The organism is Streptomyces sp. A1277, from assembly GCF_004795015.1.
Classification (GTDB): domain Bacteria; phylum Actinomycetota; class Actinomycetes; order Streptomycetales; family Streptomycetaceae; genus Streptomyces.
Window position 1 is genome coordinate 44,258 of record NZ_SSBI01000012.1, and the last position, 25,694, is coordinate 69,951.

The 25,694-nt window shown below is 72.4% G+C and carries 19 protein-coding genes and 1 pseudogene; 10 read left to right on the forward strand and 10 right to left on the reverse strand.

Features of this window, described 5'->3' with window-relative positions:
- Window positions 1-118: 118 nt before the first annotated feature.
- From E6R18_RS10575 to E6R18_RS10590, 4 genes are all read right to left on the reverse strand, one after another.
- Window positions 119-1,093: an acyl-ACP desaturase gene (locus E6R18_RS10575; protein ID WP_136316608.1), complete on the reverse strand. Its 975-nt coding sequence runs from the start codon at window positions 1,091-1,093 to the stop codon at window positions 119-121.
- 126 nt (window positions 1,094-1,219) lie between these two features.
- Window positions 1,220-2,851 carry an ABC-F family ATP-binding cassette domain-containing protein gene (locus E6R18_RS10580; protein WP_136316609.1) on the reverse strand — a complete coding sequence of 544 codons (1,632 nt, stop codon included), beginning with the start codon at window positions 2,849-2,851 and terminating at the stop codon, window positions 1,220-1,222.
- Between the two features lie 313 nt (window positions 2,852-3,164).
- A complete protein-coding gene (locus tag E6R18_RS10585) occupies window positions 3,165-3,578 on the reverse strand; it encodes an SsgA family sporulation/cell division regulator (protein ID WP_136316610.1) in 414 nt (137 codons plus the stop codon).
- Window positions 3,579-3,752: 174 nt separating this feature from the next.
- On the reverse strand, window positions 3,753-4,046 hold the full coding sequence (locus E6R18_RS10590; protein ID WP_136316611.1) for a YciI family protein: 294 nt from the start codon (window positions 4,044-4,046) through the stop codon (window positions 3,753-3,755).
- 70 nt (window positions 4,047-4,116) lie between these two features.
- Between E6R18_RS10590 and E6R18_RS10595 the strand changes: the two are divergent.
- Window positions 4,117-4,776 (forward strand): annotated as a pseudogene (locus tag E6R18_RS10595) (endonuclease V); the annotation flags it as partial.
- A 13-nt stretch (window positions 4,777-4,789) separates the two neighbouring features.
- Here the strand turns inward: E6R18_RS10595 and E6R18_RS10600 are convergent.
- On the reverse strand, window positions 4,790-5,980 hold the full coding sequence (locus E6R18_RS10600; RefSeq protein WP_136316612.1) for a saccharopine dehydrogenase NADP-binding domain-containing protein: 1,191 nt from the start codon (window positions 5,978-5,980) through the stop codon (window positions 4,790-4,792).
- Between the two features lie 214 nt (window positions 5,981-6,194).
- On the opposite strand from E6R18_RS10600, the gene E6R18_RS10605 reads away from it, so the two are divergent.
- Genes E6R18_RS10605 through E6R18_RS10620 form a run of 4 tightly spaced genes read left to right on the forward strand, consistent with a single transcriptional unit; the run spans window position 6,195 to window position 11,964 of the window.
- Window positions 6,195-7,346: a CaiB/BaiF CoA-transferase family protein gene (locus E6R18_RS10605; protein ID WP_136316613.1), complete on the forward strand. Its 1,152-nt coding sequence runs from the start codon at window positions 6,195-6,197 to the stop codon at window positions 7,344-7,346.
- Window positions 7,346-8,488, forward strand: a complete 1,143-nt coding sequence (locus E6R18_RS10610; protein ID WP_136316614.1) for an acyl-CoA dehydrogenase family protein — start codon at window positions 7,346-7,348, stop codon at window positions 8,486-8,488. The genes E6R18_RS10605 and E6R18_RS10610 overlap by 1 nt, the downstream gene beginning before the upstream one ends.
- 51 nt (window positions 8,489-8,539) lie before the next feature.
- Window positions 8,540-9,754: an acetyl-CoA C-acetyltransferase gene (locus E6R18_RS10615; protein WP_136316615.1), complete on the forward strand. Its 1,215-nt coding sequence runs from the start codon at window positions 8,540-8,542 to the stop codon at window positions 9,752-9,754.
- Window positions 9,755-9,792: 38 nt separating this feature from the next.
- Entirely contained in the window at window positions 9,793-11,964 is a 2,172-nt protein-coding gene (locus tag E6R18_RS10620; RefSeq protein ID WP_136316616.1) for a 3-hydroxyacyl-CoA dehydrogenase NAD-binding domain-containing protein, read from the forward strand.
- Between the two features lie 58 nt (window positions 11,965-12,022).
- On the opposite strand, the gene E6R18_RS10625 is transcribed toward E6R18_RS10620, so the two are convergent.
- Window positions 12,023-12,754: a MerR family transcriptional regulator gene (locus E6R18_RS10625; RefSeq protein WP_136316617.1), complete on the reverse strand. Its 732-nt coding sequence runs from the start codon at window positions 12,752-12,754 to the stop codon at window positions 12,023-12,025.
- A gap of 362 nt (window positions 12,755-13,116) precedes the next feature.
- Between E6R18_RS10625 and E6R18_RS10630 the strand changes: the two genes are divergently transcribed.
- Window positions 13,117-13,725, forward strand: coding sequence for a TetR/AcrR family transcriptional regulator (locus E6R18_RS10630; protein WP_136316698.1), 609 nt, complete (start codon window positions 13,117-13,119; stop codon window positions 13,723-13,725).
- Between the two features lie 19 nt (window positions 13,726-13,744).
- Here the strand turns inward: E6R18_RS10630 and E6R18_RS10635 are convergent, their stop codons facing one another.
- A complete protein-coding gene (locus tag E6R18_RS10635; protein WP_136316618.1) occupies window positions 13,745-14,623 on the reverse strand; it encodes an oxygenase MpaB family protein in 879 nt (292 codons plus the stop codon).
- A 264-nt stretch (window positions 14,624-14,887) separates the two neighbouring features.
- On the opposite strand from E6R18_RS10635, the gene E6R18_RS10640 reads away from it, so the two are divergent.
- Window positions 14,888-15,778 (forward strand): oxygenase MpaB family protein, encoded by an 891-nt coding sequence (locus tag E6R18_RS10640; protein ID WP_136316619.1) that lies wholly within the window; start codon window positions 14,888-14,890, stop codon window positions 15,776-15,778.
- 15 nt (window positions 15,779-15,793) lie between these two features.
- On the opposite strand, the gene E6R18_RS10645 is transcribed toward E6R18_RS10640, so the two are convergent.
- The gene (locus E6R18_RS10645; RefSeq protein WP_136316620.1) at window positions 15,794-16,837 is read right to left on the reverse strand and encodes a LacI family DNA-binding transcriptional regulator; all 1,044 of its coding nucleotides are present in this window, start codon (window positions 16,835-16,837) and stop codon (window positions 15,794-15,796) included.
- A 159-nt stretch (window positions 16,838-16,996) separates the two neighbouring features.
- On the opposite strand from E6R18_RS10645, the gene E6R18_RS10650 reads away from it, so the two are divergent.
- Together E6R18_RS10650 and E6R18_RS10655 are read left to right on the forward strand one after the other, a co-directional pair.
- Window positions 16,997-18,325 carry a M14 family metallocarboxypeptidase gene (locus E6R18_RS10650; RefSeq protein WP_136316621.1) on the forward strand — a complete coding sequence of 443 codons (1,329 nt, stop codon included), beginning with the start codon at window positions 16,997-16,999 and terminating at the stop codon, window positions 18,323-18,325.
- A gap of 74 nt (window positions 18,326-18,399) precedes the next feature.
- Window positions 18,400-20,139 (forward strand): BCCT family transporter, encoded by a 1,740-nt coding sequence (locus tag E6R18_RS10655; RefSeq protein WP_168712318.1) that lies wholly within the window; start codon window positions 18,400-18,402, stop codon window positions 20,137-20,139.
- A 50-nt stretch (window positions 20,140-20,189) separates the two neighbouring features.
- Here E6R18_RS10655 and E6R18_RS10660 read toward each other — a convergent pair whose 3' ends face one another.
- A complete protein-coding gene (locus tag E6R18_RS10660; protein ID WP_136316622.1) occupies window positions 20,190-21,113 on the reverse strand; it encodes an FAD-dependent oxidoreductase in 924 nt (307 codons plus the stop codon).
- Between the two features lie 171 nt (window positions 21,114-21,284).
- On the opposite strand from E6R18_RS10660, the gene E6R18_RS10665 reads away from it, so the two are divergent.
- Entirely contained in the window at window positions 21,285-22,922 is a 1,638-nt protein-coding gene (locus tag E6R18_RS10665; protein WP_136316623.1) for an ABC-F family ATP-binding cassette domain-containing protein, read from the forward strand.
- Between the two features lie 172 nt (window positions 22,923-23,094).
- Here the strand turns inward: E6R18_RS10665 and E6R18_RS10670 are convergent, their stop codons facing one another.
- Window positions 23,095-25,527, reverse strand: coding sequence for a Tex family protein (locus tag E6R18_RS10670; protein WP_136316624.1), 2,433 nt, complete (start codon window positions 25,525-25,527; stop codon window positions 23,095-23,097).
- Window positions 25,528-25,694: the final 167 nt, after the last annotated feature.

Consider the following 25,694-nt stretch of genomic DNA (forward strand, 5'->3'; position numbering starts at 1 on the left):
CCTCCCGTGCCCGCGGCGCATGCGCACCGCGCCGGATGCGCGCGGGCTGGTCCGGGAGGGTATGCGCCCCGCAGGACGGAAGCCGCCCCCCGGCGCCGGGGAGCGGCTTTCCGTGCGGTCAGCCCTGGGCGCGGGCCTCCATCCGGGCCTTGCGCGCGGCGAGCTTCTCGTCGAACTTCGCGGCCTCGCCGTCCAGCCCGCTCATGTACAGGCCGAGCTCCTCCTGCGCCTTCAGGCCCTCCGGGCCCAGGCCGTCGATGTCGAGGACCTTCAGGTAGCGCAGCACCGGCTGGATCACGTCGTCGTGGTGGATGCGCATGTTGTAGATCCCGCCGATCGCCATCTGCGCGGCGGCCCGCTCGAAGCCGGGCATGCCGTGGCCGGGCATCCGGAAGTCGACCACGACGTCGCGCACGGACTGCATCGTCAGGTCCGGGGCCAGCTCGAAGGCGGCGCCGAGGAGGTTGCGGTAGAAGACCATGTGCAGGTTCTCGTCGGTCGCGATGCGGGCCAGCATGCGGTCGCAGACCGGGTCGCCGGACTGGTGCCCGGTGTTGCGGTGCGAGACCCTGGTCGCCAGCTCCTGGAAGGCCACGTAGGCCACGGAGTGCAGCATCGAGTGCCGGTTGTCGGACTCGAAGCCCTCCGCCATGTGCGCCATCCGGAACTGCTCCAGCTTGTCCGGGTCGACCGCGCGCGAGGTCAGCAGGTAGTCGCGCATCACGATGCCGTGCCGGCCCTCCTCGGCCGTCCAGCGGTGTACCCAGGTGCCCCAGGCGCCGTCGCGGCCGAAGAGGGAGGCGATCTCGTGGTGGTAGCTGGGGAGGTTGTCCTCGGTGAGGAGGTTCACCACGAGGGCGATCTTGCCGATGTCGGTGACCTTGGACTGGTCGGCCCGCCATGCCTCGCCGTCCTCGAAGACACCGGGGAAGTTGCGGCCGTCGGAGAACGGGACGTACTCGTGCGGCATCCAGTCCTTGGCGACCTTGAGGTGCCGGTTGAGCTCCTTCTCCACCACCTCTTCGAGGGCGTACAGCAGGTGGGCATCGGTCCACGCCTGTGAACTGCCGAGGTGGGGAGAGGTGATCGTCATGGGGGCTCCTGGGGACGGGAGAATTACCTACGGACTCGTAGGTTACGAGACCGTAGGTTAAAGCGACGTTAAGGCCCCCGCCAAGCCCGGCCCCCTCAGGCCCGCCCCTCGGAGCCCCGCTCCCGCTCAGAGCCCGGCGCGCACCTCCTGCGCCGTGGTGTCCCGCAGCTCGCCGTCGAGCAGCAGCCAGCGCGTGATGCCCAGCGATTCCAGGAACGGGACGTCATGGCTCGCCACGACGAGTGCACCCTCGTACGCCTCCAGCGCCTCCGTCAGCCGGCGCGCGCTCGCCATGTCCAGGCTGTTCGTCGGCTCGTCCAGCATCAGCAGCCGAGGCGCGGGTTCGGCCAGCAGCAGCGCGGCCAGGGCGGCACGGAACCGCTCCCCGCCCGACAGGGTCCCCGCGGCCCGGTCCGCGCGCGCACCCCGGAACAAGAAGTGCGCCAGCCGCGCCCTGATCCGGTTGTTCGTGGCGTCCGGCGCGAACCGCGCCACGTTCTCCACCACGCTCAGCTCGTCGTCCAGCACATCGAGCCGCTGCGGCAGGAAGCGCAGCGGGACACCGACGACGGCCTCGCCGGAGACGGGCGCCAGCTCACCGGCGAGCGTGCGCAGCAGCGTCGTCTTGCCCGCTCCGTTGCGCCCCACCAGCGCGATGCGCTCCGGACCGCGCACCTCGTACCGCCCCCGCACCCGGGCCCCGTGGGCGAGTTCCAGGTCGCGCAGGACCAGCACGCCCTGGCCCGGATGGACCTTGGTCTGCGGCAGCTCGATCCGGATCTCGTCGTCGTCGCGCACCGCGTCGACGGCGTCGTCCAGGCGCTCCTTCGCGTCGGCCAGCCGGCTGGCGTGCATCAGACGCTGCTTGCCCGCCGACTCCTGGGCGGAGTGCTTGCGGGCGCTCGCGACGATCTTCGGCACGCTGCCCTGCTCGAACAGCTTCTGGCCGTACCGCTTGCGCCGGGCGTTCTTCACCTGGGTTTCGGCCAGTTCGCGCTTCTGCCGCTGCACATCGGCCTCCGCGACCCGCACCATGCGCTCGGCCGCCTCCTGCTCCACGGCGAGCGCCTCCTCGTACGCCGTGAGGTTGCCGCCGTACCAGGTGACGGCGGAGTCCCGCAGATCGGCGATCTGGTCGACTCGCTCCAGGAGCTCCCGGTCGTGGCTGACCACGACGAGCACCCCGCGCCACGCGTCGACCGCGGCGTAGAGCCGCTGACGGGCGTACAGGTCCAGGTTGTTGGTCGGCTCGTCCAGCAGCAGCACATCCGGCCGGGCCAGCAGCAGCGCGGCCAGCCGCAGCAGCACGCACTCGCCGCCCGACATCTCGCCGATCGTGCGGTCGAGCCCGATGTGGGCGAGGCCGAGCTCATCGAGCGTGGCGCGGGCCCGCCCCTCGGCATCCCAGTCGTCGCCGACGGCGGCGAAGTGCTCCTCGCCGACGTCGCCGGCCTCGATCGCGTGCAGCGCCTCGCGGACCGCGGCGATGCCGAGGGCGGCGTCGACCCGCAGTCCGGTGTCCAGGACCAGGTTCTGCGGCAGGTATCCCACCTCTCCGGCCACCTTCACCCGGCCCCCGGCGGGCCGCAGTTCCCCGGCGATCAGCCGGAGCAGGGTCGATTTGCCGGCCCCGTTCACCCCGATGAGCCCCGTGCGGCCCGGGCCCACGGTGAGATGGAAGTCGTCCAGGGCCAGGCTGCCGTCCGGCCAGGCGAAGGAGAGCGACGAGCAGGTGATGTGGGCGGTGGGGGTGGACATGAGGAATCTCCCGGTTGCGAGGAAGGACAGGGCAACGGGCGAGACACCGGCCACTGGCGTTCCACGAGAAATGTCCGGGAGTCCGGAAGGAAGGCCCTGGTCACGGAGGACGGCTCGGAGAGCTGAGGTCACACTCGGGCACGCGGGCGGGGAAGACCCGACACGGCGCGCGGCACGGTGTCTCAAGACCTCAGAAGAGCAACGTCCTACTCCGTTCGGCGACAACAAGGACACCGGGAACGGTACGCGGGGCCCCGGGAGGGGGCAATCGATTAACGGGACCGGGCCCGCGTGCGTCCACGCGGGCCCGGCGTCAGCGGGAACCGAACAGCTCCGTCAGGTTCCGGTCGAGGTCCAGGAACCGGCGCTCCTGGCCGCAGGGCACCAACTGCTGCGCCCGCCGCAGGAAGCGGCGCAGCTCCGCCGTGCGCACGTGCACCATGGCGATCCCCTCGGCGGCGTGGAACTCCAGCACCGTGCGGTCGTAGCCGAACGGCCTGATCCGCACGTCGCCGAGGCCGGACGGCACCTCCATCCCGGCGGCGAGCAGTTCCCGGGAGAACTCCCAGGACACCTCCGTCCCCTCCAGCGTCGCCGGCGCGGGGAACGCCATGCGCACGGCGAAGGGGTCCGCCCGGTCGTAGCTCAGGACGGCGGGCAGGGTCTCCATCTGCGGGGCGGACGCCACCATGCGGGCCTCTACGGACTGTTCGATGACCGTGGACACGAACCTGCTCCCTCTCGCGACCGGACGAACGGTTCCCGGCACTCGTACAGACGACGGAAGTCGCCGATCCGTGCATCGGGAGGCGGCGTGAGCTGCATCACCGCACACCGCTGCCTGTTCACGTGCCCCGTTCCGGGCGGAGCACCCGGGGTGAGTCCGTTCCGGTGCGAAAGGTCAGAGTTGCCGGCGGTACGGGGCGAGCGCGTCCGAGGTCTTCGTGGCGATGAACTCGGTGATCCGGTACGCGCAGACGCCCTCGACGGCGAAGGGGTCGGTCGCCGCCAGCCCTTCGATCGCCGCCCGGTCGTCGCCCACCGCGAGGATCACTCCGCCGTCCCGGGGGTTCTTGCGCCCGGAGGCGATGAACACCCCCGCCGCGTACTGCGCGTCGAGCCAGGCGACGTGCTCGTTCAGCAACGCGTCGACGCGGTCCAGCGGGGCAGTGTAGGACAGCTCAAGTACGAACATGATCTCCAGGCTACTGGAGGCGAGTTCGGGGACACGGCTTAGGGTTGGCGGCATCATGGCAGAACTCCAGATGCCCGCCGACGCGGCCGAGGCCCGGGCCGTTCAGGACGCCCTGCGCACCCGGGTGGTCCTCGACGAGCCGGGCCCGCCGCCGGGAACCGGCCGGGTGACCGGGGTCGACGTCGCCTACGACGACGCGCGCGACGTCGTGGCGGCGGCGGCCGTCGTGCTCGACGCCGCCACGCTGGAGGTGGTGGCCGAGGCCACCGCCGTAGGCCACATCACCTTCCCGTACGTCCCGGGGCTGCTGGCCTTCCGCGAGATCCCGACCGTGCTGGCCGCCCTGGAGTTGCTTCCGGGTGACCCCGGTCTTGTCGTCTGCGACGGCTACGGCCTGGCCCACCCCCGCCGCTTCGGGCTCGCCAGCCACCTCGGCGTCCTCACCGGCCTCCCGGTCATCGGCGTCGCCAAGAACCCTTTCACCTTCACCTACGAGCAGCCGGGCCCCCGGCGCGGGGACCAGTCGCCGCTGCTGGACGGGGAGGAGGAGGTCGGCCGGGCGGTGCGCACCCAGGACGGCACCAAACCGGTCTACGTCTCCGTCGGCCACCGCACCGGCCTGGACAACGCCGTCGCGCACACCCTCCGGCTGGCCCGGGACTTCCGCCAGCCGGAGACCACCCGCAGGGCCGACGCGCTGTGCCGCCGCGCCCTGCGCGAGGCGACCGCCCGACTCCCGTACCTCAGCGCACCGCCGCCACCCGGAACCGCAGCCCGGCCGCCCGCAGCCGCGCCAGCAGCGCGTCGCCCATCGCGGCGGCCGTGGTGACCTGCCCCGAGGTGGCCGGCAGCTCGTCCAGTGCCAGGCACAGTGCCGACTCCGCGAGCATCTTCGCCGTCTCGCCGTAGCCCGGATCGCCGCCCGACGCCTCCGTGAACACCCGCCGTCCGCCGCCCTCCCCGACGAACCGGACCGTGAACCAGCTGCGCCGCCTGCGCTCCGCGTCCGGACCCGCGCCCGGCTCCAGGCGCCCCATCAGCCAGTCCCGCGCGGGCGGCACCTGCGCGGCCCCGAGCAGCGCGCCGAGCGCCGCCGTCCCGCCGAGCGCCACGGGCAGGTGCTTGACGGAGGCGTAGTGGCGGTAGCGGAAGTCGGGGCCGTACCGGGCCAGCGCACGCGCCGAGCGGGCGATGACCTGCGCGTCCAGTGTCGGCAGCGGAAGCGCCCAGGTGCCGGTCTCGGCGCTGAAGCGGGGGCGGGCGAGCGGGGCGCGGACGCGGCGGCCGACCGGCCGCGGCTCGTGCAGCCGGCGCTCCCGCGCGGCGCGCAGCACCTGCGGGCCCCGGCCCATCGCGGTGAGCGCCGAGGCGAACGTCCCGCCGGAGATGGCGGCGTTGCTGCGGACGAACCCGTCGATGCGCAGGGGCACGTCCTCGGGCAGCTGCCGGACCGTGAAGTAGGCGCCGAGGTCGTGCGGTACGGAGTCGAAACCGCAGGCGTGCACGAGGCGGGCGCCCGTCTCGCGTGCCCGGGTGTCGTGCTCCACGTACATCCGGTCGACGAACTCCGCCTCGCCGGTGAGGTCCGCGTAGTCCGTCCCGGCCTCCGCGCAGGCGGCGACCAGCTTCTCGCCGTACCAGACGTACGGGCCGACGGTCGTGGCCACCACATGGGCGGACTCGGCCAGGGCGCGCAGTGAACCGGCGTCGTCCGCGTCCGCCTCCAGCAGCGGGAGGCCCGCGCAGTGCGGATGGAGGGCGGTCAGCCGGGTGCGCAGCCGCTCCAGCTTGGTGCGGTCGCGTCCGGCCAGGGCCCAGCGGCAGCCGTCCGGCGCGTGGGCGGCCAGATGGTCGGCGGTGAGCTCGCCCACGAAGCCGGTGGCACCGAAAAGAACTACGTCATAGGGGCGCGCGGCCCCGTTCTGCCTGTTCACGAAAGCCTCCACGGAAGACGGCGCCGGACGGAGCGAGCAGAGGTTAGCGCGGTCGCCGTGGCGGTGTGCGGGCGGGAGGGGGGTCATGGGGGAGTATCCATGAGTATCCGTGAGAAGAACTAAGCGCTTGCTCGGCCCAAGGGGTTGTGCGGAGCGCGGCGCGTTCTTAGCATCATCGATGTTACATCAGTTGTGTCATACCGCTGGGGGCTCGATGGCGACAACAGGGAACGGTCCGCGCGGCCCGCTCGCAGGGCTGCGGGTGGTGGAGCTCGCCGGCATCGGCCCAGGCCCGTTCGCCGCGATGCTCCTGGCCGATCTGGGCGCGGACGTGGTGCGGGTCGACCGCCCCGGCGGCGCCGGACTCGGCATCGACCCGGCCCGCGACCTCACCAACCGCAACAAGCGCTCCGTGCTCCTCGACCTGAAGGCCGCCGACGGCCCGGCCACCGTCCTGGACCTGGTGGAGCGCGCCGACGTCCTCATCGAGGGCTACCGGCCGGGCGTCGCCGAACGCCTCGGTGTCGGCCCCGACGCCTGCCTGGCCCGCAACCCGAAGCTCGTCTACGGGCGGATGACCGGCTGGGGCCAGGACGGGCCGCTGGCCGAGCGTGCCGGACACGACATCTCGTACATCGCGCTCACCGGCACCCTCTCCATGATCGGCAGGCCCGGCGAGCCGCCCACCGTCCCCGCCAACCTGGTGGGGGACTACGCGGGCGGCTCGCTCTACCTCGTCGTCGGCGTCCTCGCCGCCCTGCAGCACGCCCGTACCCCCGGCGGCACCGGACAGGTCGTGGACGCGGCGATCGTCGACGGCGCCGCCCACCTCGCCACGATGATCCACGGCATGCTCGCGGCCGGCGGCTGGCAGGACCGGCGCGGCTCCAACCTGCTGGACGGCGGCTGCCCCTTCTACGGCTCGTACGAGACCGCCGACGGCCAGTACATGGCGGTCGGCCCGCTGGAGCAGCGGTTCTACGAGGAGTTCGTCCGGCTCCTCGGCATCGCGGACACCGCCCCCGACCGGGGCGACCTCGCCCGCTGGGACGAGCTGCGCACCGCCGTCGCCGACCGGTTCCGCACCCGCACCCGCGCCGAGTGGACCGAGGTCTTCGACGGGTCGGACGCCTGTGTGGCGCCCGTCCTCTCGCTCCGCGAGGCACCGCACCACCCCCACCTCGCCGCCCGCGCCACCTTCGTCGAGCACGGCGGACTCACCCAGCCCGCACCCGCGCCCCGTTTCTCGGCCACCCCCGCATCGGTGCGCACCGGCCCGGCCCAGCCGGGTGCGGACACCGACGCCGTCGCCGCCGACTGGGACGTGCCCGGCCTGCGGACCACCCGGAAGGACACCACCGACTGATGCAGCGGCAGATCTTCACCGAAGAGCACGACGCGTTCCGCGAGACCGTGCGCACCTTCCTCGCCAAGGAGGTCCTTCCGCACTACGAGCAGTGGGAGAAGGACGGCATCGTCTCGCGCGAGGCATGGCGGGCCGCCGGACGGCAGGGGCTCCTCGGCCTCGCCGTGCCCGAGGAGTACGGGGGCGGCGGCAATCCCGACTTCCGCTACAGCGCCGTCCTGGCCGAGGAGTTCACCCGGGCCGGCGCCCCCGGCCTCGCGCTCGGGCTGCACAACGACATCATCGGCCCCTACCTCACCGGCCTCGCCACCGACGAGCAGAAGCGGCGCTGGCTGCCCGGCTTCTGCAGCGGCGAGACCATCACCGCCATCGCCATGACCGAACCCGGCGCCGGCTCCGACCTCCAGGGCATCCGTACCACCGCCGAGGACAAGGGCGACCACTGGCTGGTCAACGGCTCCAAGACGTTCATCTCCAACGGCATCCTCGCCGACCTCGTGGTCGTCGTCGCGAAGACCACCCCGGACGGCGGCGCCAAGGGGCTCTCGCTGATCGTCGTGGAGCGCGGCGCGGAGGGCTTCGAGCGGGGCCGCAACCTCGACAAGATCGGCCAGAAGTCCCAGGACACCGCCGAACTGTTCTTCAACGACGTGCGCGTCCCCAAGGAGAACCTCCTCGGCGAGCGCGACGGCGCCTTCATCCACCTGATGACCAACCTCGCCCAGGAGCGCATGGGCATAGCCGTCGCCGGGATCGCCGCCGCCGAACACCTCCTGGAGATCACCACCGCGTACGTCAAGGAGCGTGAGGCGTTCGGCCGGCCGCTGTCCAAGCTCCAGCACATCCGCTTCGAGATCGCGGAGATGGCCACCGAGTGCGCGGTCACCCGGAGCTTCCTCGACCGGTGCATCGTGGACCACTCCGAGGGGACCCTCGACGCCGTGCACGCCTCGATGGCGAAGTGGTGGGCGACCGAGCTGCAAAAGCGCGTCGCCGACCGCTGCCTCCAACTGCACGGCGGATACGGCTACATGGCCGAGTACCCGGTGGCCAAGGCGTTCACCGACGGCCGCGTCCAGACCATCTACGGCGGCACGACCGAGATCATGAAGGAGATCATCGGCCGCTCGCTGCTCGCCTGACCCCCGCTCGCCGAACCAGGCTCGCGCCACCACCCTCGAAAGGCAGCTGTCTTGAGTACCGAAGCATTCGTCTACGACGCGATCCGCACCCCGCGCGGCCGCGGCAAGGCCAACGGCGCCCTGCACGGCACCAAGCCGATCGACCTCGTCGTCGGCCTGATCCACGAGATCCGCGCCCGCTTCCCCGGCCTGGACCCGGCCGCCATCGACGACATCGTCCTCGGCGTGGTCAGCCCGCTCGGTGACCAGGGCTCCGACATCGCCCGGATCGCCGCCATCGCGGCCGGCCTGCCGGACACCGTCGCCGGCGTCCAGGAGAACCGCTTCTGCGCCTCGGGTCTGGAGGCCGTCAACCTGGCCGCCGCGAAGGTGCGTTCGGGCTGGGAGGACCTCATCCTCGCGGGCGGCGTCGAGTCGATGTCCCGGGTGCCGATGGGCTCGGACGGCGGTGCCTGGGCGATGGACCCGATGACCAACTACGAGACCGGCTTCGCCCCGCAGGGCGTCGGCGCCGACCTCATCGCCACCATCGAGGGCTTCTCGCGCCGCGACGTGGACGAGTTCGCCGCCCTGTCGCAGGAGCGGGCCGCCGAGGCGTGGAAGGAGGACCGCTTCGCACGCTCCGTCGTCCCCGTCAAGGACCGCAACGGCCTCGTCGTCCTCGACCACGACGAGCACATGCGCCCCGGCACCACCGCCGACTCCCTCGCCTCGCTCAAGCCCTCCTTCGCGACCATCGGCGAGATGGGCGGCTTCGACGCGGTGGCGCTCCAGAAGTACCACTGGGTCGAGAAGATCGACCACGTCCACCACGCGGGCAACTCCTCCGGCATCGTGGACGGCGCCGCGCTCGTCGCGATCGGCTCCAAGGAGATCGGCGAGCGCTACGGCCTGACCCCGCGCGCCCGCATCGTCTCCGCCGCCGTCTCCGGCTCCGAGCCCACCATCATGCTCACCGGCCCCGCCCCCGCCACCCGCAAGGCCCTCGCCAAGGCCGGCCTCACCATCGAGGACATCGACCTGGTCGAGATCAACGAAGCCTTCGCCGGAGTCGTCCTGCGCTTCGCCCGGGACATGGGGCTCTCCCTCGACAAGATCAACGTCAACGGCGGCGCCATCGCGCTGGGCCACCCGCTGGGCGCCACCGGGGCGATGATCCTCGGCACCCTCATCGACGAGCTGGAGCGCCAGGACAAGCGCTACGGCCTCGCCACCCTGTGCGTGGGCGGCGGCATGGGCATCGCCACCGTCATCGAGCGTCTCTGACCGTCCCGGCCACCCCTGCTTACGGAGAACACGAACCCATGACCGAGAGCACGACCATCCGCTGGGAACAGGACGAGACCGGCGTCGTCACCCTCGTACTGGACGACCCCGACCAGTCCGCCAACACGATGAACCAGGCGTTCAAGGACTCCATCGCGGCCGTCGCCGACCGCGCCGAGGCCGAGAAGGACTCCATCCGCGGCATCATCTACACCTCCGCCAAGAAGACCTTCTTCGCGGGCGGCGACCTCAAGGACATGATCAAGGTCGGCTCCGAGAACGCGCAGGCCGCCTTCGACACCGGCACCGCGATCAAGAGCTCGCTGCGCCGCATCGAGACCCTCGGCAAGCCGGTCGTCGCCGCGATCAACGGCGCGGCCCTCGGCGGCGGTTACGAGATCGCGCTCGCCTCCCACCACCGCGTCGCCCTCGACGCGCCCGGCTCCCGCATCGGCCTGCCCGAGGTCACCCTCGGCCTGCTCCCCGCCGGCGGCGGCGTCACCCGCACCGTACGCCTCATGGGCATCGCCGACGCGCTGCTCAAGGTCCTCCTCCAGGGCACCCAGTACACCCCTCAGCGCGCCCTGGAGAACGGCCTGGTCCACGAGGTCGCCGCCACCCCCGAGGAGATGCTCGACAAGGCCCGCGCCTTCATCGACGCGAACCCCGAGTCCCAGCAGCCCTGGGACGTCAAGGGGTACAAGATCCCGGGCGGCACCCCGTCGAGCCCCAAGTTCGCCGCGAACCTGCCGGCGTTCCCGTCCAACCTGAAGAAGCAGCTCGCCGGCGCGCCCATGCCCGCGCCGCGCAACATCCTGGCCGCCGCCGTCGAGGGCTCCCAGGTCGACTTCGAGACCGCCCTGACCATCGAGGCCCGGTACTTCACCGAGCTGGTCACCGGCCAGGTCTCCAAGAACATGATCCAGGCGTTCTTCTTCGACCTCCAGGCCGTCAACTCCGGCGCCAGCCGCCCCAAGGGCGTCGAGGAGCGCCAGGTCCGCAAGGTCGCCGTCCTCGGAGCCGGGATGATGGGCGCGGGCATCGCCTACTCCTGCGCGAAGGCCGGCATCGAGGTCGTCCTCAAGGACGTCTCCACCGAGGCCGCCGCCAAGGGCAAGGCGTACAGCGAGAAGCTGCTCGACAAGGCGCTCTCCCGGGGCCGTACGACCGAGGCCGAGCGCGACGAGCTGCTGGCCCGCATCACCCCGACCGGCGACCCGGCCGGCCTCGCGGGCTGCGACGCGGTCATCGAGGCCGTCTTCGAGGACACCGCGCTCAAGCACCAGGTGTTCCAGGAGATCCAGGACATCGTCGAGCCGGACGCGCTGCTCTGCTCCAACACCTCCACCCTGCCCATCACGGTGCTGGCCGAAGGCGTCGCGCGCCCCGCCGACTTCATCGGGCTGCACTTCTTCTCGCCCGTCGACAAGATGCCGCTGGTCGAGATCATCAAGGGGGAGAAGACCGGCGACGAGGCGCTGGCCCGCGCGTTCGACCTGGTCCGCCGGATCAGGAAGACGCCGATCGTCGTCAACGACTCGCGCGGCTTCTTCACCTCGCGCGTCATCGGCCAGTTCATCAACGAGGGCGTCGCCATGGTCGGCGAGGGCGTCGAGCCCGCCTCCGTCGAGCAGGCCGCCGCCCAGGCCGGCTACCCGGCCAAGGTGCTCTCCCTGATGGACGAGCTGACCCTCACCCTGCCCCGCAAGATCCGCGACGAGACCCGCAAGGCCGTCGAGGAGGCGGGCGGCACCTGGCCCGGCCACCCCGCGGACGCGGTGATCGACCGGATGGTCGACGAGTTCGGCCGCCCCGGCCGCAGCGGCGGCGCCGGTTTCTACGAGTACGACGAGACGGGCAGGCGCACCCGCCTGTGGCCCGGCCTGCGTGAGCACTTCACGAAGTCGGAGACGGACATCTCCTTCACCGACATGCAGGAGCGGATGCTCTTCTCCGAGGCCCTGGACAGCGTCCGCTGCCTGGAGGAGGACGTCCTGATCACCGTCGCCGACGCCAACATCGGCTCCATCATGGGCATCGGCTTCCCGCCGTGGACCGGCGGCGTGCTCCAGTACATCAACGGTTACGAGGGCGGCCTGCCCGGTTTCGTGGCCCGCGCCAGGGAACTCGCCGAGCGCTACGGCGACCGCTTCCTGCCGCCCGCGCTGCTCGTGGAGAAGGCGGAGAAGGGCGAGACCTTCCACGACTGAGCCGACGCGCCGCGTGCCGTACCACCCCTCGCCCGGGGCGGTACGGCACTCGGTGCGCTCACTGTGCGGTGAACGCCGCCCGCAGCTCCTCCTTCAGGGAGCGCTGGAAGGCGGTCACCAGCGCCTGGAGCACCATCGGCTGCATGTGCGCGGACAGCGACTTCATCGCCTTGACGTGCTCGGGGTCGGACTCCCGCTCCCGGTACGGGTTCCACACCTCGTCCCGGAACAGCCGGCTGAGCTCCTGCGCGGCCGAGCGGGTGTGCTCCATCAGGACCGTACGGGCGGCGAGGATCGTCTCGTGCGCGATCGGCACGTCGAGCAGCTCCACCCCGAGCCGCAGCAGCCCCGGATCCAGCCGGTAGACGCCGTCCCCGGGCGCGGACCGCTCCAGCACCCCCATCGCGGCCAGCCGGTCGAGATCCTGCTCACTGAGCGGCCGCCCCGCCCGCCGCTCCAGCTCCGCCCGCGAGGCGTCCTCCGCCGAGTCCGGCGCCCAGGACGCCACCAGGGCCCGGTGGATGGCCAGATCGTGGGCGCTGAGATCGGGCGGCAGCTGCTCCAGGTAACGTTCGATCGCGGCGAGCGTCATGCCCTGGTGCTGAAGCTCCTCGATGAGCGCCAGCCGCGAGAGGTGCCCGTGCCCGTAGTGCCCCACGCGGCGGGGCCCGATGACCGGGGGCGGCAGCAGCCCCCGGGTGCTGTAGAACCGCACCGTACGCACGGTCACCCCGGCGCGAGCCGCCAGCTCGTCGACGGTGAGCTTCGGCTCCTCGGCCTCGGTCGCCATGTCCGCTCCTCGTGTCCGGCCTCGTGAACGGGCCGCCGGGCGGGCGTCCCACTGGGTGCAACAGTATTGCTGTCTCACCATCGATGTGAAAGTGGTTGCCCGGCGGGTGTCAGTGGTGCCCCTCTCGCGCCGCTGATAGAAACCCGATGGACGGACCGGGGTCTGTCCGTGAGCGTGTACGACTTCGACTGAGACCCGGGCGGGGCGTTCGTACGGGCGGTGGGGGTCGGCCGTCCCGGTACGGCTGCTCCCCGCCCCGGCCTGGTACAGGAATACGGAGCGTGTCACTCTGTTCCGGCCTCCTCTCGTGGGGCGGACCGGCGGAACGGGGAGGGCCCATGACGGCACGCAGCACCGACGAGATGCCCCCGGTCCCGGGGCTCGGCGGGGCGGCCGCGCCCTCCGACGCGCTGGGCGAGCAGATCCTGGATGCCGCGCGCGAGCAGTTCATGACCTTCGGCCTGCGCCGCTCGACCGTCGATGACGTCGCCAAGCGCGCCGGTGTCTCCCGGGTGACCGTGTACCGGCGGATCGGCAACAAGGACAGCCTGGTCTCGGCGTGCCTGCTGCGCGAGTACCGCCGGTTCGTCGTGGAGGTGGACGAGGCCGTGGCGGCGCTGCCCACGACGGAGGACCGGCTGGTCGAGGGCTTCGCCGCGGTGCTGCGGCACATCCGCGAGCACCCGCTCATCGGCGGGCTGCTGCGGCTGGAGCCCGAGACCATGCTGCCCTTCCTGACCGTCGAGAGCGGCCCGGCCTTCCTCGCGATCCGCGGCTACCTGGCGGGCCGGCTCCGCGAGGCCCGCCGCCTGGAGGGCCGGCCGGAGAGCGACCCGACCCCCGTCGCCGAACTCATGGTGCGGATCACCGTCTCCTTCCTCCTCAACCCCGTCAGCTGCTTCGAGCTGGACGACGACACCGAGGTACGCGACTTCGCCCGCCGCTGCCTGGTCCCGCTGCTCGCCGCCTGAAGCTGTCCGACCAACACACCTAGGCCGCCTCGTCCGGCAGCGGCTCCAGCGGCCGGCTGCGGGCCCAGTGCGGCCCGAGGTCGTCCAGCCGCCAGCCGAACGGGTACGAACGGGGCTGCGGGCGCGAGGGCAAGCGGCGCGGCCTGGCCGGCATCCTGCGTACGCACCGAGCCCGCAGCCGCAGCGCGGCCGACGCCGAGGTCTGCACCCAGCGGGGCTGCGGCCGGAAGCCGAGCGCCTTCAGCAACGGCTCGTCCAGGAGCGCCAGCGAGAACCGCGCGATCAGCGGCCGCAGCGGGCGCGGGTACCAGCTCGCCATCACCCGGAACGTGGCGCCGGCCACCCGCCGGTTCGCCGGGTCGTACGCGAACATGCGCTCCTCGTACGCATCGAGGAGCCGCTCGAACCCCTCGTAGGTGTCGGGGACGTCCTCGATGCCCATCATCGCCCCGGTCTTGCGCCCCGCCTCCGCCAGGGCCTGCACCTCCTGCGCGCACAGCGGGCGCCACCCGTAGCGGTCGATCCAGCGCTTCGGTCCCACCACCGTGGTCGCCAGGACGTACCGGAAGTCGTCGTTCGGGATGCGGTACTTGCCGTGGATGCGGTTCAGGTGCCGGGCCGCGGCCCGCCCCCGCTCCGAGTCGAAGCCGTCGGCGGCCATCTCGTAAGCGAGCAGCACCGTGTCGTCGTACCGCTTCTGCCCCTGGCGCTCGAACTCCTGGGTTCGGTCCAGGAGTACGGAGATCCGGGGGACGCCGTAGTCGCGCAGGAACGCGACGCTCACACCCTGGCGGTAGTCCCAGGGGAACTCGTACTGAGAGATCAGCCGGAGGATCTCGGCGTAGTCCCGCGCCGGATCCATCCGGCGGATCTCACGCAGGCGGCTGTACCGGCCCATGGTGCGCCCTCCTGTCCGTGTCCGGCTCCCCGTCGAGGACGGTCAGGTGCCACAACTCCTCTGTGTTGAAAGGAGTGTGACGGGCCATCGGGTGCGGGGAGTCAAAGTTACAAATACTATCGACTTGTTTCATCGGTTCCGTCAACACCGCGAGCGCACCCTTGCGAGGGGCCGCCGCGCAGGGACCGCGCGCGGCTCGCATACTGGACCGGGCGGGGCCGGGCGCTTCGGTCCGGCTGACCGCCGAGCCGCCGGGAGCACCGCATGAGCAGCGCAGCAGCCAGGAACGACGACCCCGCGCCGCCCCCGCCCGGCGGTGTCCTCTGGAGCCTGTCCGGCGACGTACGCGCCCTGCTGATGCTGCCCGCCGCCCTCACCCTCCAGGTCGCCCACCCCGCGGTCGGTGCGGGCGTCGACGAGCACTCCGTGTTCCGCACGGACCCGTGGGGGCGCGGCGAGCGCTCCCTCAGCTCGCTCCAGCTCTGGGTGTACGGGGGCGAGCAGGCCGCCGAGGAGGGGCGCAGGCTTCGCCGGCTGCACCGCGCCATCCAGGGCACCGACACCCGCGGCCGCCGCTACCACGCCCTGTCACCGGCCAATTACGCCTGGGTGCACGCCACCGGCTTCCCCGTCTACCGGCACGGGGCGCGCTACCTGCTGCGCCCGCTCACCGGGGACCAGGAACGCGCCCTGTACCGGGAATGGCTCCAGGTGGGCCGGGTGCTCGGGATCCACGACCGGGACATGCCGCGGACGATCGAGGAGTTCTGGCCCTACTACCGGGCCATGCTGGCCGACGAGATCGAGAAGACGGCCGTCGTGGCGGAACTGGCCGCCACCGACACCGCCGTGCCGCCGCCGGACCGGGGCCCCTGGGTGCTGCGGCTTCTGCTCAGGGCCCTGTGGCCGGTGCTGCTGCCGCCGCTGGCCCGGTTCCGCGCCTTCCTGGCCGTGGGGCTGATGCCGCCCGACGCCCGCGAGGCCATCGGGCTGGAATGGACGGACGCGCAGGAGCGCGCGCTGCGACGGTTCTGCGCGGTGGTGCGGGTGGTGGTCCCGGTCCTGCCGGGGCGCCTGCGCTATCTGCCCCGGGCGCGCCGCGCGCGGGCGGCCCGCCGGGCGGCCGGCGGGCGCGGGGGAGCGGTGTCCGGATGAGGCCCGGCCGAGGTGTCAGGCGGAGGCGCGGCGGACCAGTTCCGTCGGCGTGATCACCGATTCCGGCCCCGCGCCCCCGCCGCCCAGCCGCTCCATCAGCAGCCGCACCATCAACCGGCCCATACCCACCACGTCCTGACGGACCGTCGTCAACGGCGGGTCCGTCGCCTCGGCGACCGACTCCATGTCGTCGAAACCGACCAGCGCCACGTCCTTCGGTACGCGCCGCCCCTGCTCGCGCAGCACCCGCAGCGCGCCCGAGGCCATCAGGTCGTTGGCCGCGAACACGCCGTCCAGATCCGGCCGCCGCTCCAGCAGCGCGGTCATCGCCCGGGCACCGCCCTCCACGGTGAAGTCGCCGTCCGCGACCAGCCCGGGACCGGCGTCGGGCAGGACGTCGGTGTAGCCGTCGATCCGGTCGAGCGCCGAGGTCTGGTCGCGCGGGCCCGCGATGTGCGCGATGTTCCGGCGGCCGAGCGAGACCAGATGGCGTACGGCCTCCCGGGCCCCACCCCGGTTGTCGCAGTCCACGAACGGCACCGCGGTCCCGGACGCGGCGCCCGGCCGCCCCGGCCTGCCGCCGTACACGGCCGGAACCCCGAACCTGCGGATGACGGCGGGGAGTTCGTCGTCGGTGTGCAGCGAGAACGCCAGCACCCCGTCCACATGGCCCCCGGCCAGATAGCGGCTGACCCGCTCGAAATCACCGCGCCCCTCCACCAGTAGCAGCACCAACTGCGCGTCGTGGGCGTTGAGTTCGCGGCTGATGCCACGGATGTGCTGGGAGAAGAACGGGTCGGAGAAGATCCGGGCCTCGGGCTCGTCGATGACGACGGCCACCGCGCCGTTGCGCCGGGTCACCAGGGTCCGGGCGGCATGGTTCGGGATGTAGCCCAGCTCCTCGACCGCCTTGCGCACCTGGTCCACGAGCGGCTGCCTGACCCCCGCCCCGCCGTTCACCACCCGGGAGGCCGTCGCCCGGGAGACTCCGGCGCGGGCCGCCACCGCTTCCAGCGTGGGCCGCGCGGGAAGCGGGGCATCGGGGGTCGGACCGGGCAAGGGACGCTCCTCAAGGGCGCGGAGGGGGCCGGGAACAGCCGGGGCCGGCCGGTCGGCGCGAACCCCGCCAGCCTAACGGCCCCGCACCTCTGGCCGGCTCCGGGAACCGCAACGCGCAGGGGTCTGTTGCGCGGGCCCCGGCCGGAGTATCTTCCGCCCATGCCGATCGCGCCGACAGGCGGCGGACGGCGGCCGCCCCGGCGCGGCCGTGTCCGCAATCTCGCACTGGCGGCCGCGTCCGCCGCCCTGGCCGCCCCCCTGATCGCCGTGCCCTCGGACGCCGCCCGCACCGCCGCGCCCCGTACCGGCTTCGAGGCATCGGCCGGGACCCGCTGGACCCGGCAGGCCGAGGAGGCCGCCTTCCTCGCGGGCCTCGGGCGGCGCGGTGACGACCGGGTCTCCGTACGCCGGATCGGCACCACCGCGCAGGGGCGACCGCTGCGCCTCGTCCGCGTCGGCAGCCGCGACCCGGACGCGCTCACGGTGCTCCTGGTCTGCGGCCAGCACGGCGACGAGCCCGCCGCGCGCGAGGCATGCCTGACCACGGTCCGCGATCTCGCCTACGCCACCGACGCGCGCACCCGCGCCCTCCTCGCCCGGACCGAGATCCTCGTCGTGCCCACCGCCAACCCCGACGGCCTGGCCGCCGGGAGCCGGGGCAACGCGGACGGCGTGGACATCAACCGCGACCACCTCGCGCTGCGCACCGCCGAGGCCCGTGCCCTCGCCGCCGTACTGCGCGACCACGAGCCCGACGTCATCGAGGACTTGCACGAGTACGGGGCGACCGCGCCGTACTACGACAAGGACCTGTACGTCCTGTGGCCGCGCAACCCCAACACCGACGGCCGGCTGCACGACGAGGCGCGGGATCTGGCCGAGCGGCGGGTGCGCCCCGCCGCCCTGGACGCCGGATTCAGCAGTGGTGTCTACGGTGTGTGGACGGACCCGGCCACCGGCCGCCCGGTCAAGCAGAGCGCGGGCGACGGCCAGGAGCGCATCCTGCGCAACATGGCCGGTCTCAAGCACGCGATCGGACTGCTGGTCGAATCCCGCACGGACGCGCTCACCGCGGCCGAGCGCGCCGACCCCCTCCTCGGCGACCGCCGCCGCGTGACCTCGCAACTCACGGCGCTCAAGGCGCTCTTGCGGTACGCGGACGAGCGGCGCGGGAGCATCGCCGCCGCCACCGCCGCCTCCCGCGCGGCCGGGTCCGCCGACCGGGGGCCCGTCCACCTCGCCGGCGCGGACAACGAGACCCCGGGGCCGGGCGAGACGCTGGCGGACCCGCCCTGCGGTTACCGGCTCACACGGGAGCAGGCCGCCCGGGTCGGGGACGAACTCGCCCTGCACGGCGTCACCTCCCGGCCCGACGGTGACGGGGTGTACGTGCCCCTGCGGCAGCCCGCCCGGAAGCTGATCCCGCTCCTGCTGGACGTGCGGGCGGCATATCACCTCACAAACGGTCAACCCGATACTGCTTGTTGATCCCGGTAGATGCTTGTTTGGTGTGGTACTGCCTACGGAGAGCGAATTGTCTGTTTCCGTGAAAGGTGCCATTCGTGTCGCAGGACGATCAGAGAACGGGCGGCAGGGGGGATCTGTCGGTGACGGCGGATCTGCCCGGCGACCCGACCCAGAACCGGCGCCCCATCACCGACCGGGTGGTCTTCGGCGTCACCGCCGGCCTCACCCTCGCCTTCGTGGTCTGGGGCGCCGTCGCCACCGATTCGCTGGAGGACGTCTCCGACAAGGCCCTCAACGGCCTCATCCACAATGGTGGTTGGGCCTTCATGCTGGCCGCCTCCGGATTCGTGGTCTTCGCCCTGTGGCTCGCCATCAGCCGGTACGGCAACATCACCCTCGGCCAGGAGGGCGAGGAGCCGGAATTCCGGACCGTGTCCTGGGTCGCCATGATGTTCAGCGCCGGCATGGGCATCGGTCTGATGTTCTACGGGGTCAGCGAGCCGCTGGCCCACTTCACCGACCCGCCCCCCGGCACCCATCCCGCCGACGCCGCCGAGGCGATGCAGACGGCGATGGCGACCACCCTGTTCCACTGGACGCTCCACCCGTGGGCGATCTACGCGGTGGTCGGCCTCGGCATCGCGTACAGCACCTTCCGGCGCCGCAGGCGGCAGACGATCAGCGCCGTCTTCGAGCCGCTCATCGGAGCCCGCCACGCCCACGGCGGGCTCGGCCGGTTCATCGACATCCTGGCCATCTTCGCGACCCTCTTCGGCTCGGCCGCCTCGCTGGGCCTCGGGGCCCTGCAGATCGGGAGCGGCTTCCACGAACTGAACTGGAAGGAGAAGACCGGCACCGGCCTTCTCGTCCTGATCATCGCCGTGCTGACGCTGGCCTTCATCGCCTCCGCGATCTCCGGCGTGGAGAAGGGCATCCAGTGGCTGTCGAACATCAACATGGTGCTCGCTCTGATCCTCGCCGTCTTCGTGTTCATCGCGGGCCCCACCATCATCGTGCTCGACCTGCTGCCCACCTCGATCGCCTCCTACTTCGGTGACCTGCCGCAACTGGCCGGCCGCACCGAGGCCACCGGCGAGGGCAAGGTCGCGGACTGGCTGGGGACCTGGACCGTCTTCTACTGGGCGTGGTGGATCTCCTGGACGCCCTTCGTCGGCATGTTCATCGCCCGGATCAGCCGCGGCCGGACCATCCGGCAGTTCATCGGCGGCGTCATCCTGGTGCCCAGCACGGTGAGCCTGATCTGGTTCGCCGTCTTCGGCGGCACCGCGATCAAGCTCCAGGAGGGCGGGAGGCTGAGCGGCGCCGACACCCAGGAGGCCCAGCTCTTCGGCGTACTCCAGCAGTACCCCATCGCCACGGTGATGAGCGTGCTGGTGATGGTCCTCGTCGGCATCTTCTTCGTCTCCGGCGCCGACGCCGCGTCCATCGTCATGGGCACCCTCTCCCAGAAGGGCATCCTCGAACCGGCCAAGTGGGTCGTCATCTTCTGGGGCGTCGTCACCGGTGCGGTGGCCGCCGTCATGCTGCTGATCGGGAACGGCAAGGGCGACGCCCTGGCGGGGCTCCAGAACCTGACCATCCTGGTGGCGGCGCCCTTCACCCTGGTGATGATCTGCATGTGCGTGGCCCTCATGCGGGATCTGCGCCACGACCCGCTGATCGTCCGCCGCGAATTCGGCGTGGAGGCCGTCGAGTCCGCGGTCATCGAGGGCCACGCCAAGTACGACGGCGACTTCGAGATCCGGATCGGCCCCGGCGGCAGCCAGATCACCACCGAACGCCACGACGGGCCCGGCGGCTCGACCCCGGCCTGACCGGCCGGGGGGCCGTGCGGAACAGCGGCCGCCGCCGGGCCGCACGGGGCTCAGCCCACCAGCCGCGCCGCCTCCCGGGCGCAGCCCGGGGCCACCGTCACGCCCGCGCCGCCGTGGCCGTAGTTGTGCACCAGCCGCCCGCCCCCGGCCAGGGGCTCGGCCTCGATCCGGACCCCGGCGTCCCGGGCCGGCCGCAGCCCCACCCGGTGTCCGATGACCCGCGCCCCGGCGATCTCCGGCCGGATGCGGGCGCACCGTGCCACGATCTCCTCGGCCGTACGGGGGTCTGGCACGGTGCTCCAGTCGTCGGCCACCGCCGTGCCGCCGAGGACCAGCCGGCCGGGCTGCGGGAAGAAGTACGTGGTCTCGCTCGACGCCGGATCGGCCTCGGTGAACCACTCCCGTATGCCCGGGTTCTCGACCAGCACCAGCTGCCCGCGCACCGGCCGCACCCCGGCGTCCGGCACCAGCTCCCGGGCACCGAGCCCGGCGCAGTTGACCACCGTCCCCGCCTCCGCGGCAGCCTCGTCGAACGAGGTGGCCGTGCGCCGCTCGACCGAACCCCCGGCCGCCCGCACCTGCCCCTCCAGCCAGCCCAGATGGGCCGGCATGTCGATCAGTGGCAGCCGGCACCGCAGCCCCTCGGCGCTCTCCACGGCGTCCTTCAGCTCCCCGGCCCACGACCCGAGGGCGGCGAGCCGCTCGCCCCGGTGCAGGCCGTCGACCAGCCGCACCCCGGTCTCCTCGGGTCGGGCGGCCAGCTCCTCGTACCAGCGCAGCCCGGCCAGCGACCAGTCGCCGACCCGGTCCAGCGGCTCGATCCGGTAGGGCCACCACAGGGCCCCCGCCACCGCCGACGTCGTGTCGCCGGCCGGTTCCCGGGACCACACCCGCACCCGGTGGCCCCGCTCGGCCAGCACCATCGCCGTGGTCAGCCCGCTGACCCCGCCGCCCACCACGATCACGTCCGACACCGCTGCCCGCCCTTCGCCTCCGGATGTGCGTCCACGGCCGGACTCTAGTCCCGCGGCAGCCGAGGTTCGCCCGGGAGGAGCGGCGTCGGGTGAGTGCTCTCGGCGTGCCGTCACCGGCCGGCCCCTGCCCGTCTCCGGGGGCCCGTCGCGACGATTAGGATCGGCACCCTGATGACTGCCACCCTCGTCGCCAAGGACCTCGCCGCCGGACACGGCGACCGCACGCTGTTCGCCGGGCTCGACCTCGTGGTCGCCCCCGGCGACGTGATCGGTCTCGTCGGAGCCAACGGCGCCGGAAAATCGTCACTGCTCCGGCTGCTCGCCGGGCTCGACCAGCCGGAGGAGGGCGAGCTGCGGCTCTCCCCGCCCACCGCCACCGTCGGCCACCTGCCCCAGGAGCCCGAGCGGCGCCCCGGCGAGACCGTACGGGAGTTCCTGGCCCGCCGCACCGGCGTCGCCGAGGCCCAGACGGCCATGGACACCGCCACGCAGGCCCTGGTCGACGGCGCCCCCGGCGCGGACGACGCCTACTCCGAGTCCCTGGAGCGCTGGCTCTCACTCGGCGGCGCAGACCTGGACGAGCGCGCCGAGGAGACCGCCGCCGAACTCGGCCTCACCGTCGGCCTCGACCTGCCGATGACCGCACTCTCCGGCGGCCAGGCCGCCCGCGCCGGACTCGCCTCGCTGCTGCTGTCGCGCTACGACGTCTTCCTGCTCGACGAGCCCACCAACGACCTCGACCTGGACGGTCTCGAACGCCTGGAGAAGTACGTCTCCGGGCTGCGCTCCGGCACCGTCGTCATCAGCCACGACCGCGAATTCCTCATGCGCACGGTCACCAAGGTCCTCGAACTCGACCTGGCTCAGCAGCAGATCAACCTGTACGGCGGTGGCTACGCGGCCTACCTGGAGGAACGCGAACGCGCCCGGCGGCACGCCCGCGAGGAGTACGAGGAGTACGCCGACAAGCGCTCGGCGCTGGAGAGCCGCGCCCTGATGCAGCGCTCCTGGATGGACAAGGGCGTCAGGAACGCCCGCCGCAAGGCCACCGACTCCGACAAGCTCGGCCGCAAGTTCCGCAGCGAGTCGAGCGAGAAGCAGGCGGCGAAGGCCCGGCAGACCCAGCGCATGATCGAACGCCTCGACGCCGTGGACGAGCCGCGCAAGGAGTGGGAGCTGCGCATGGAGATCGCCTCCGCGCCCCGCTCCGGCTCGGTCGTCGCCACCCTGCGCGACGCGCGGGCCGTGCGCGGCGACTTCGCGTTCGGCCCGGCCTCGCTCCAGATCGACTGGGCGGACCGGGTCGCCATCACCGGCGCCAACGGCTCGGGCAAGTCGACCCTGCTGGCAGCGCTGCTCGGCCGCCTCCCGCTGGACTCGGGCCACGCGAGCCTGGGGTCCGGTGTGGTCGTCGGCGAGGTGGACCAGGCACGGAAGCTGTTCCACGGCTCGGAAAGCCTCCTGGAGGCGTTCTGCGCGGCGGTCCCCGAAACGGAACCCGCCGACGTCCGCACGCTCCTCGCCAAGTTCGGATTGCGCGCCGACCACGTCATGCGGCCCGCGACCACCCTCTCGCCCGGCGAACGCACGCGGGCGGCGCTCGCCCTGCTCCAGGGCCGGGGCGTCAACCTCCTGGTCCTGGACGAGCCCACGAACCACCTGGACCTGCCGGCGATCGAACAGCTGGAAGCGGCGCTCGACTCGTACACCGGAACCCTGCTGCTGGTCACGCACGACCGCCGGATGCTGGAGGCGGTCCGCACGACGCGCCGGATCGAGGTGGCGGAGGGCAGAGTGACAGAGGCATGAGAGGCGCCCAGAACCCAGCCCCTCCCACCACCCAGGCCCGCCCGTCACTCAGCCTTTCCCACCCACCCAGCCCCTCCGGCGTTTGAGGAGCGGGGTCCGGGGCGGAGCCCCGGTTACGGGAAGGGGCGGGTAGGGGACAAGGCCCGCCGCAGGCGCCCCACCCCGCCGGGGCCTACCGCCGACCGCCCCCCGAATCCCCCTTCAACAACCCCGCCCGCCGCAACGCATCAGCCATCGCCCCATTCGCCGGAGCCGCGGCCGGCGCCTGCCGACCGCCACCGCCCCCGGACCCGCCCCCGGACCCACGCGACGACCCACCGGCCCCACGGCCACCGCCACCGCCACCCTGCCGGGGCCGAGGCGGCCGCCCGCCCCGCTCGCCCCCCGAGGACGCACCGCCGCCCCGGCCACCGGCCGCACCCGCGCCGCTCCCCACCTCATCGTCCAACCGCAGCGTCAACGAGATCCGCTTGCGCGGAATGTCGACCTCCATCACCTTGACCCTGACCACGTCGCCCGGCTTCACGACATCGCGCGGGTCCTTCACGAACGTCCGGGACATCGCGGACACGTGCACGAGCCCGTCCTGATGCACGCCGACGTCCACGAACGCGCCGAACGCGGCGACATTGGTCACGACGCCCTCCAGCACCATCCCGGCCACCAGGTCGCCGATCTTCTCGACGCCCTCCTTGAAGGTGGCCGTCTTGAAGGCGGGACGGGGGTCGCGCCCCGGCTTCTCCAGCTCCTTCAGGATGTCGGTGACCGTCGGCAGCCCGAACTTCTCGGACACGAAGTCGTCCGCCCGCAACGACCGCAGCACATCCGTGTTGCCGACCAGCGCGGCGACGTCACCGCCCGTCCGCTTCACCATCGCCCGCACCACCGGGTATGCCTCGGGGTGCACGCTGGAGGCGTCCAGCGGGTCGTCGCCCCGGATACGCAGGAAGCCCGCGCACTGCTCGTACGCCTTCGGCCCCAGCCGCGCCACGTCCTTGAGGCCCTTGCGGGAGCGGAACGGGCCGTTGGCGTCCCTGTGCGCCACGATGTTCTCCGCGAGCCCGGCGCCGATGCCGGAGACCCGGGAGAGCAGCGGCGCCGATGCGGTGTTGACGTCGACGCCGACGCCGTTCACACAGTCCTCCACGACCGCGTCGAGCGACCGTGAGAGCTTCACCTCGGACAGGTCGTGCTGGTACTGCCCGACGCCGATCGACTTCGGGTCGATCTTCACCAGCTCGGCCAGCGGGTCCTGGAGCCGGCGCGCGATCGAGACGGCCCCGCGCAACGACACGTCCATGTCGGGGAGTTCCTGCGAGGCGAAGGCGGAGGCCGAGTACACGGAGGCGCCCGCCTCCGAGACCATCACCTTGGTGAGCTTCAGCTCCGGGTGCTTCTCGCACAGTTCACCGGCGAGCTTGTCGGTCTCGCGGGAGGCCGTGCCGTTGCCGATCGCGATCAGATCGACCTGGTGCTCCCGCGCCAGCCGCTCCAGGGTCGCCAGCGACTGGTCCCACTTGTTGGCCGGCACGTGCGGGTGGATGACGTCGGTCGCGACGACCTTGCCGGTCGCGTCCACGACGGCGACCTTCACACCGGTGCGGAAACCGGGGTCGAGCCCCAGCGTGGCCCTGGTCCCGGCCGGTGCGGCGAGCAGCAGATCGCGCAGGTTCGACGCGAAGACGCGTACCGCCTCGTCCTCCGCCGCCGTGCGCAGCCGCAGCCGCAGGTCGATGCCGAGGTGCACCAGGATGCGGGTCCGCCAGGCCCAGCGGACGGTGTCGGCGAGCCACTTGTCGCCGGGGCGCCCCCGGTCGTTGACGCCGAAGCGCCGGGCCACCATGTTCTCGTAACTCGACGGGCCGGGCGCCTGCGACGGCTCCTCCGGTTCCAGCACCAGGTCGAGGACGTCCTCCTTCTCGCCCCGGAGCATCGCCAGCACCCGGTGCGAGGGCAGCGCGGTGAACGGCTCGGCGAAGTCGAAGTAGTCCGCGAACTTGGCGCCCGCCTCCTCCTTGCCGTCCCGCACCCGGGCCACCAGCCGCCCGCGCGACCACATGCGCTCACGCAGCTCGCCGATCAGGTCCGCGTCCTCCGAGAAGCGCTCGGTGAGGATGGCACGGGCCCCCTCCAGGGCCGCCGCCGCGTCCGCGACGCCCTTGTCCGCGTCCACGAAGGCGGCGGCCGCGGCGAGCGGCTCCACCGACGGGTCGTCCAGCAGGCCCGAGGCGAGCGGTTCGAGACCGGCCTCCCGGGCGATCTGCGCCTTCGTCCGCCGCTTCGGCTTGAACGGCAGGTAGATGTCCTCAAGACGTGCCTTGGTGTCGGCGGCCAGGATGCGCGCCTCCAGCGCCGCGTCGAGCTTGCCCTGCTCCCGTACGGATTCGAGGACCGCCGTCCGGCGCTCCTCCAGCTCCCGCAGATAGCGCAGCCGCTCCTCGAGCGTGCGCAGCTGCGCGTCGTCGAGCATCTCGGTCGCTTCCTTGCGGTAGCGGGCGATGAACGGCACGGTGGACCCGCCGTCGAGCAGCTCGACGGCCGCCTTCACCTGCCGCTCGCGTACGCCGAGCTCCTCGGCGATCCTGCCTTCGATGGACGTCGTCACGGTTCTACCGACTCGCCTTCTCCTGCTGGTTGTGCTGGTCGGGCCCCGGACAGGGCCTGGGACCGGCCCGGAGTCACACGCCTGCATTGTGCCGGGTGGCCGGGCGCCGTGTCGCCCGGCCACCCCAGAGAGCGGCCGCCGGTTTTCGACGCCCGCCGGTCGTACCG

Bases quoted from the DNA above. Each gene is read 5' to 3' on its own strand.
- E6R18_RS10575 (WP_136316608.1), bottom strand. From the start codon at position 1,093: ATGACGATCACCTCTCCCCACCTCGGCAGTTCACAGGCGTGGACCGAT.
- E6R18_RS10580 (WP_136316609.1), bottom strand. From the start codon at position 2,851: ATGTCCACCCCCACCGCCCACATCACCTGCTCGTCGCTCTCCTTCGCC.
- E6R18_RS10590 (WP_136316611.1), bottom strand. From the start codon at position 4,046: ATGTTCGTACTTGAGCTGTCCTACACTGCCCCGCTGGACCGCGTCGAC.
- E6R18_RS10605 (WP_136316613.1), top strand. From the start codon at position 6,195: ATGGCGACAACAGGGAACGGTCCGCGCGGCCCGCTCGCAGGGCTGCGG.
- E6R18_RS10610 (WP_136316614.1), top strand. From the start codon at position 7,346: ATGCAGCGGCAGATCTTCACCGAAGAGCACGACGCGTTCCGCGAGACC.
- E6R18_RS10620 (WP_136316616.1), top strand. From the start codon at position 9,793: ATGACCGAGAGCACGACCATCCGCTGGGAACAGGACGAGACCGGCGTC.
- E6R18_RS10625 (WP_136316617.1), bottom strand. From the start codon at position 12,754: ATGGCGACCGAGGCCGAGGAGCCGAAGCTCACCGTCGACGAGCTGGCG.
- E6R18_RS10630 (WP_136316698.1), top strand. From the start codon at position 13,117: ATGCCCCCGGTCCCGGGGCTCGGCGGGGCGGCCGCGCCCTCCGACGCG.
- E6R18_RS10635 (WP_136316618.1), bottom strand. From the start codon at position 14,623: ATGGGCCGGTACAGCCGCCTGCGTGAGATCCGCCGGATGGATCCGGCG.
- E6R18_RS10640 (WP_136316619.1), top strand. From the start codon at position 14,888: ATGAGCAGCGCAGCAGCCAGGAACGACGACCCCGCGCCGCCCCCGCCC.
- E6R18_RS10650 (WP_136316621.1), top strand. From the start codon at position 16,997: ATGCCGATCGCGCCGACAGGCGGCGGACGGCGGCCGCCCCGGCGCGGC.
- E6R18_RS10665 (WP_136316623.1), top strand. From the start codon at position 21,285: ATGACTGCCACCCTCGTCGCCAAGGACCTCGCCGCCGGACACGGCGAC.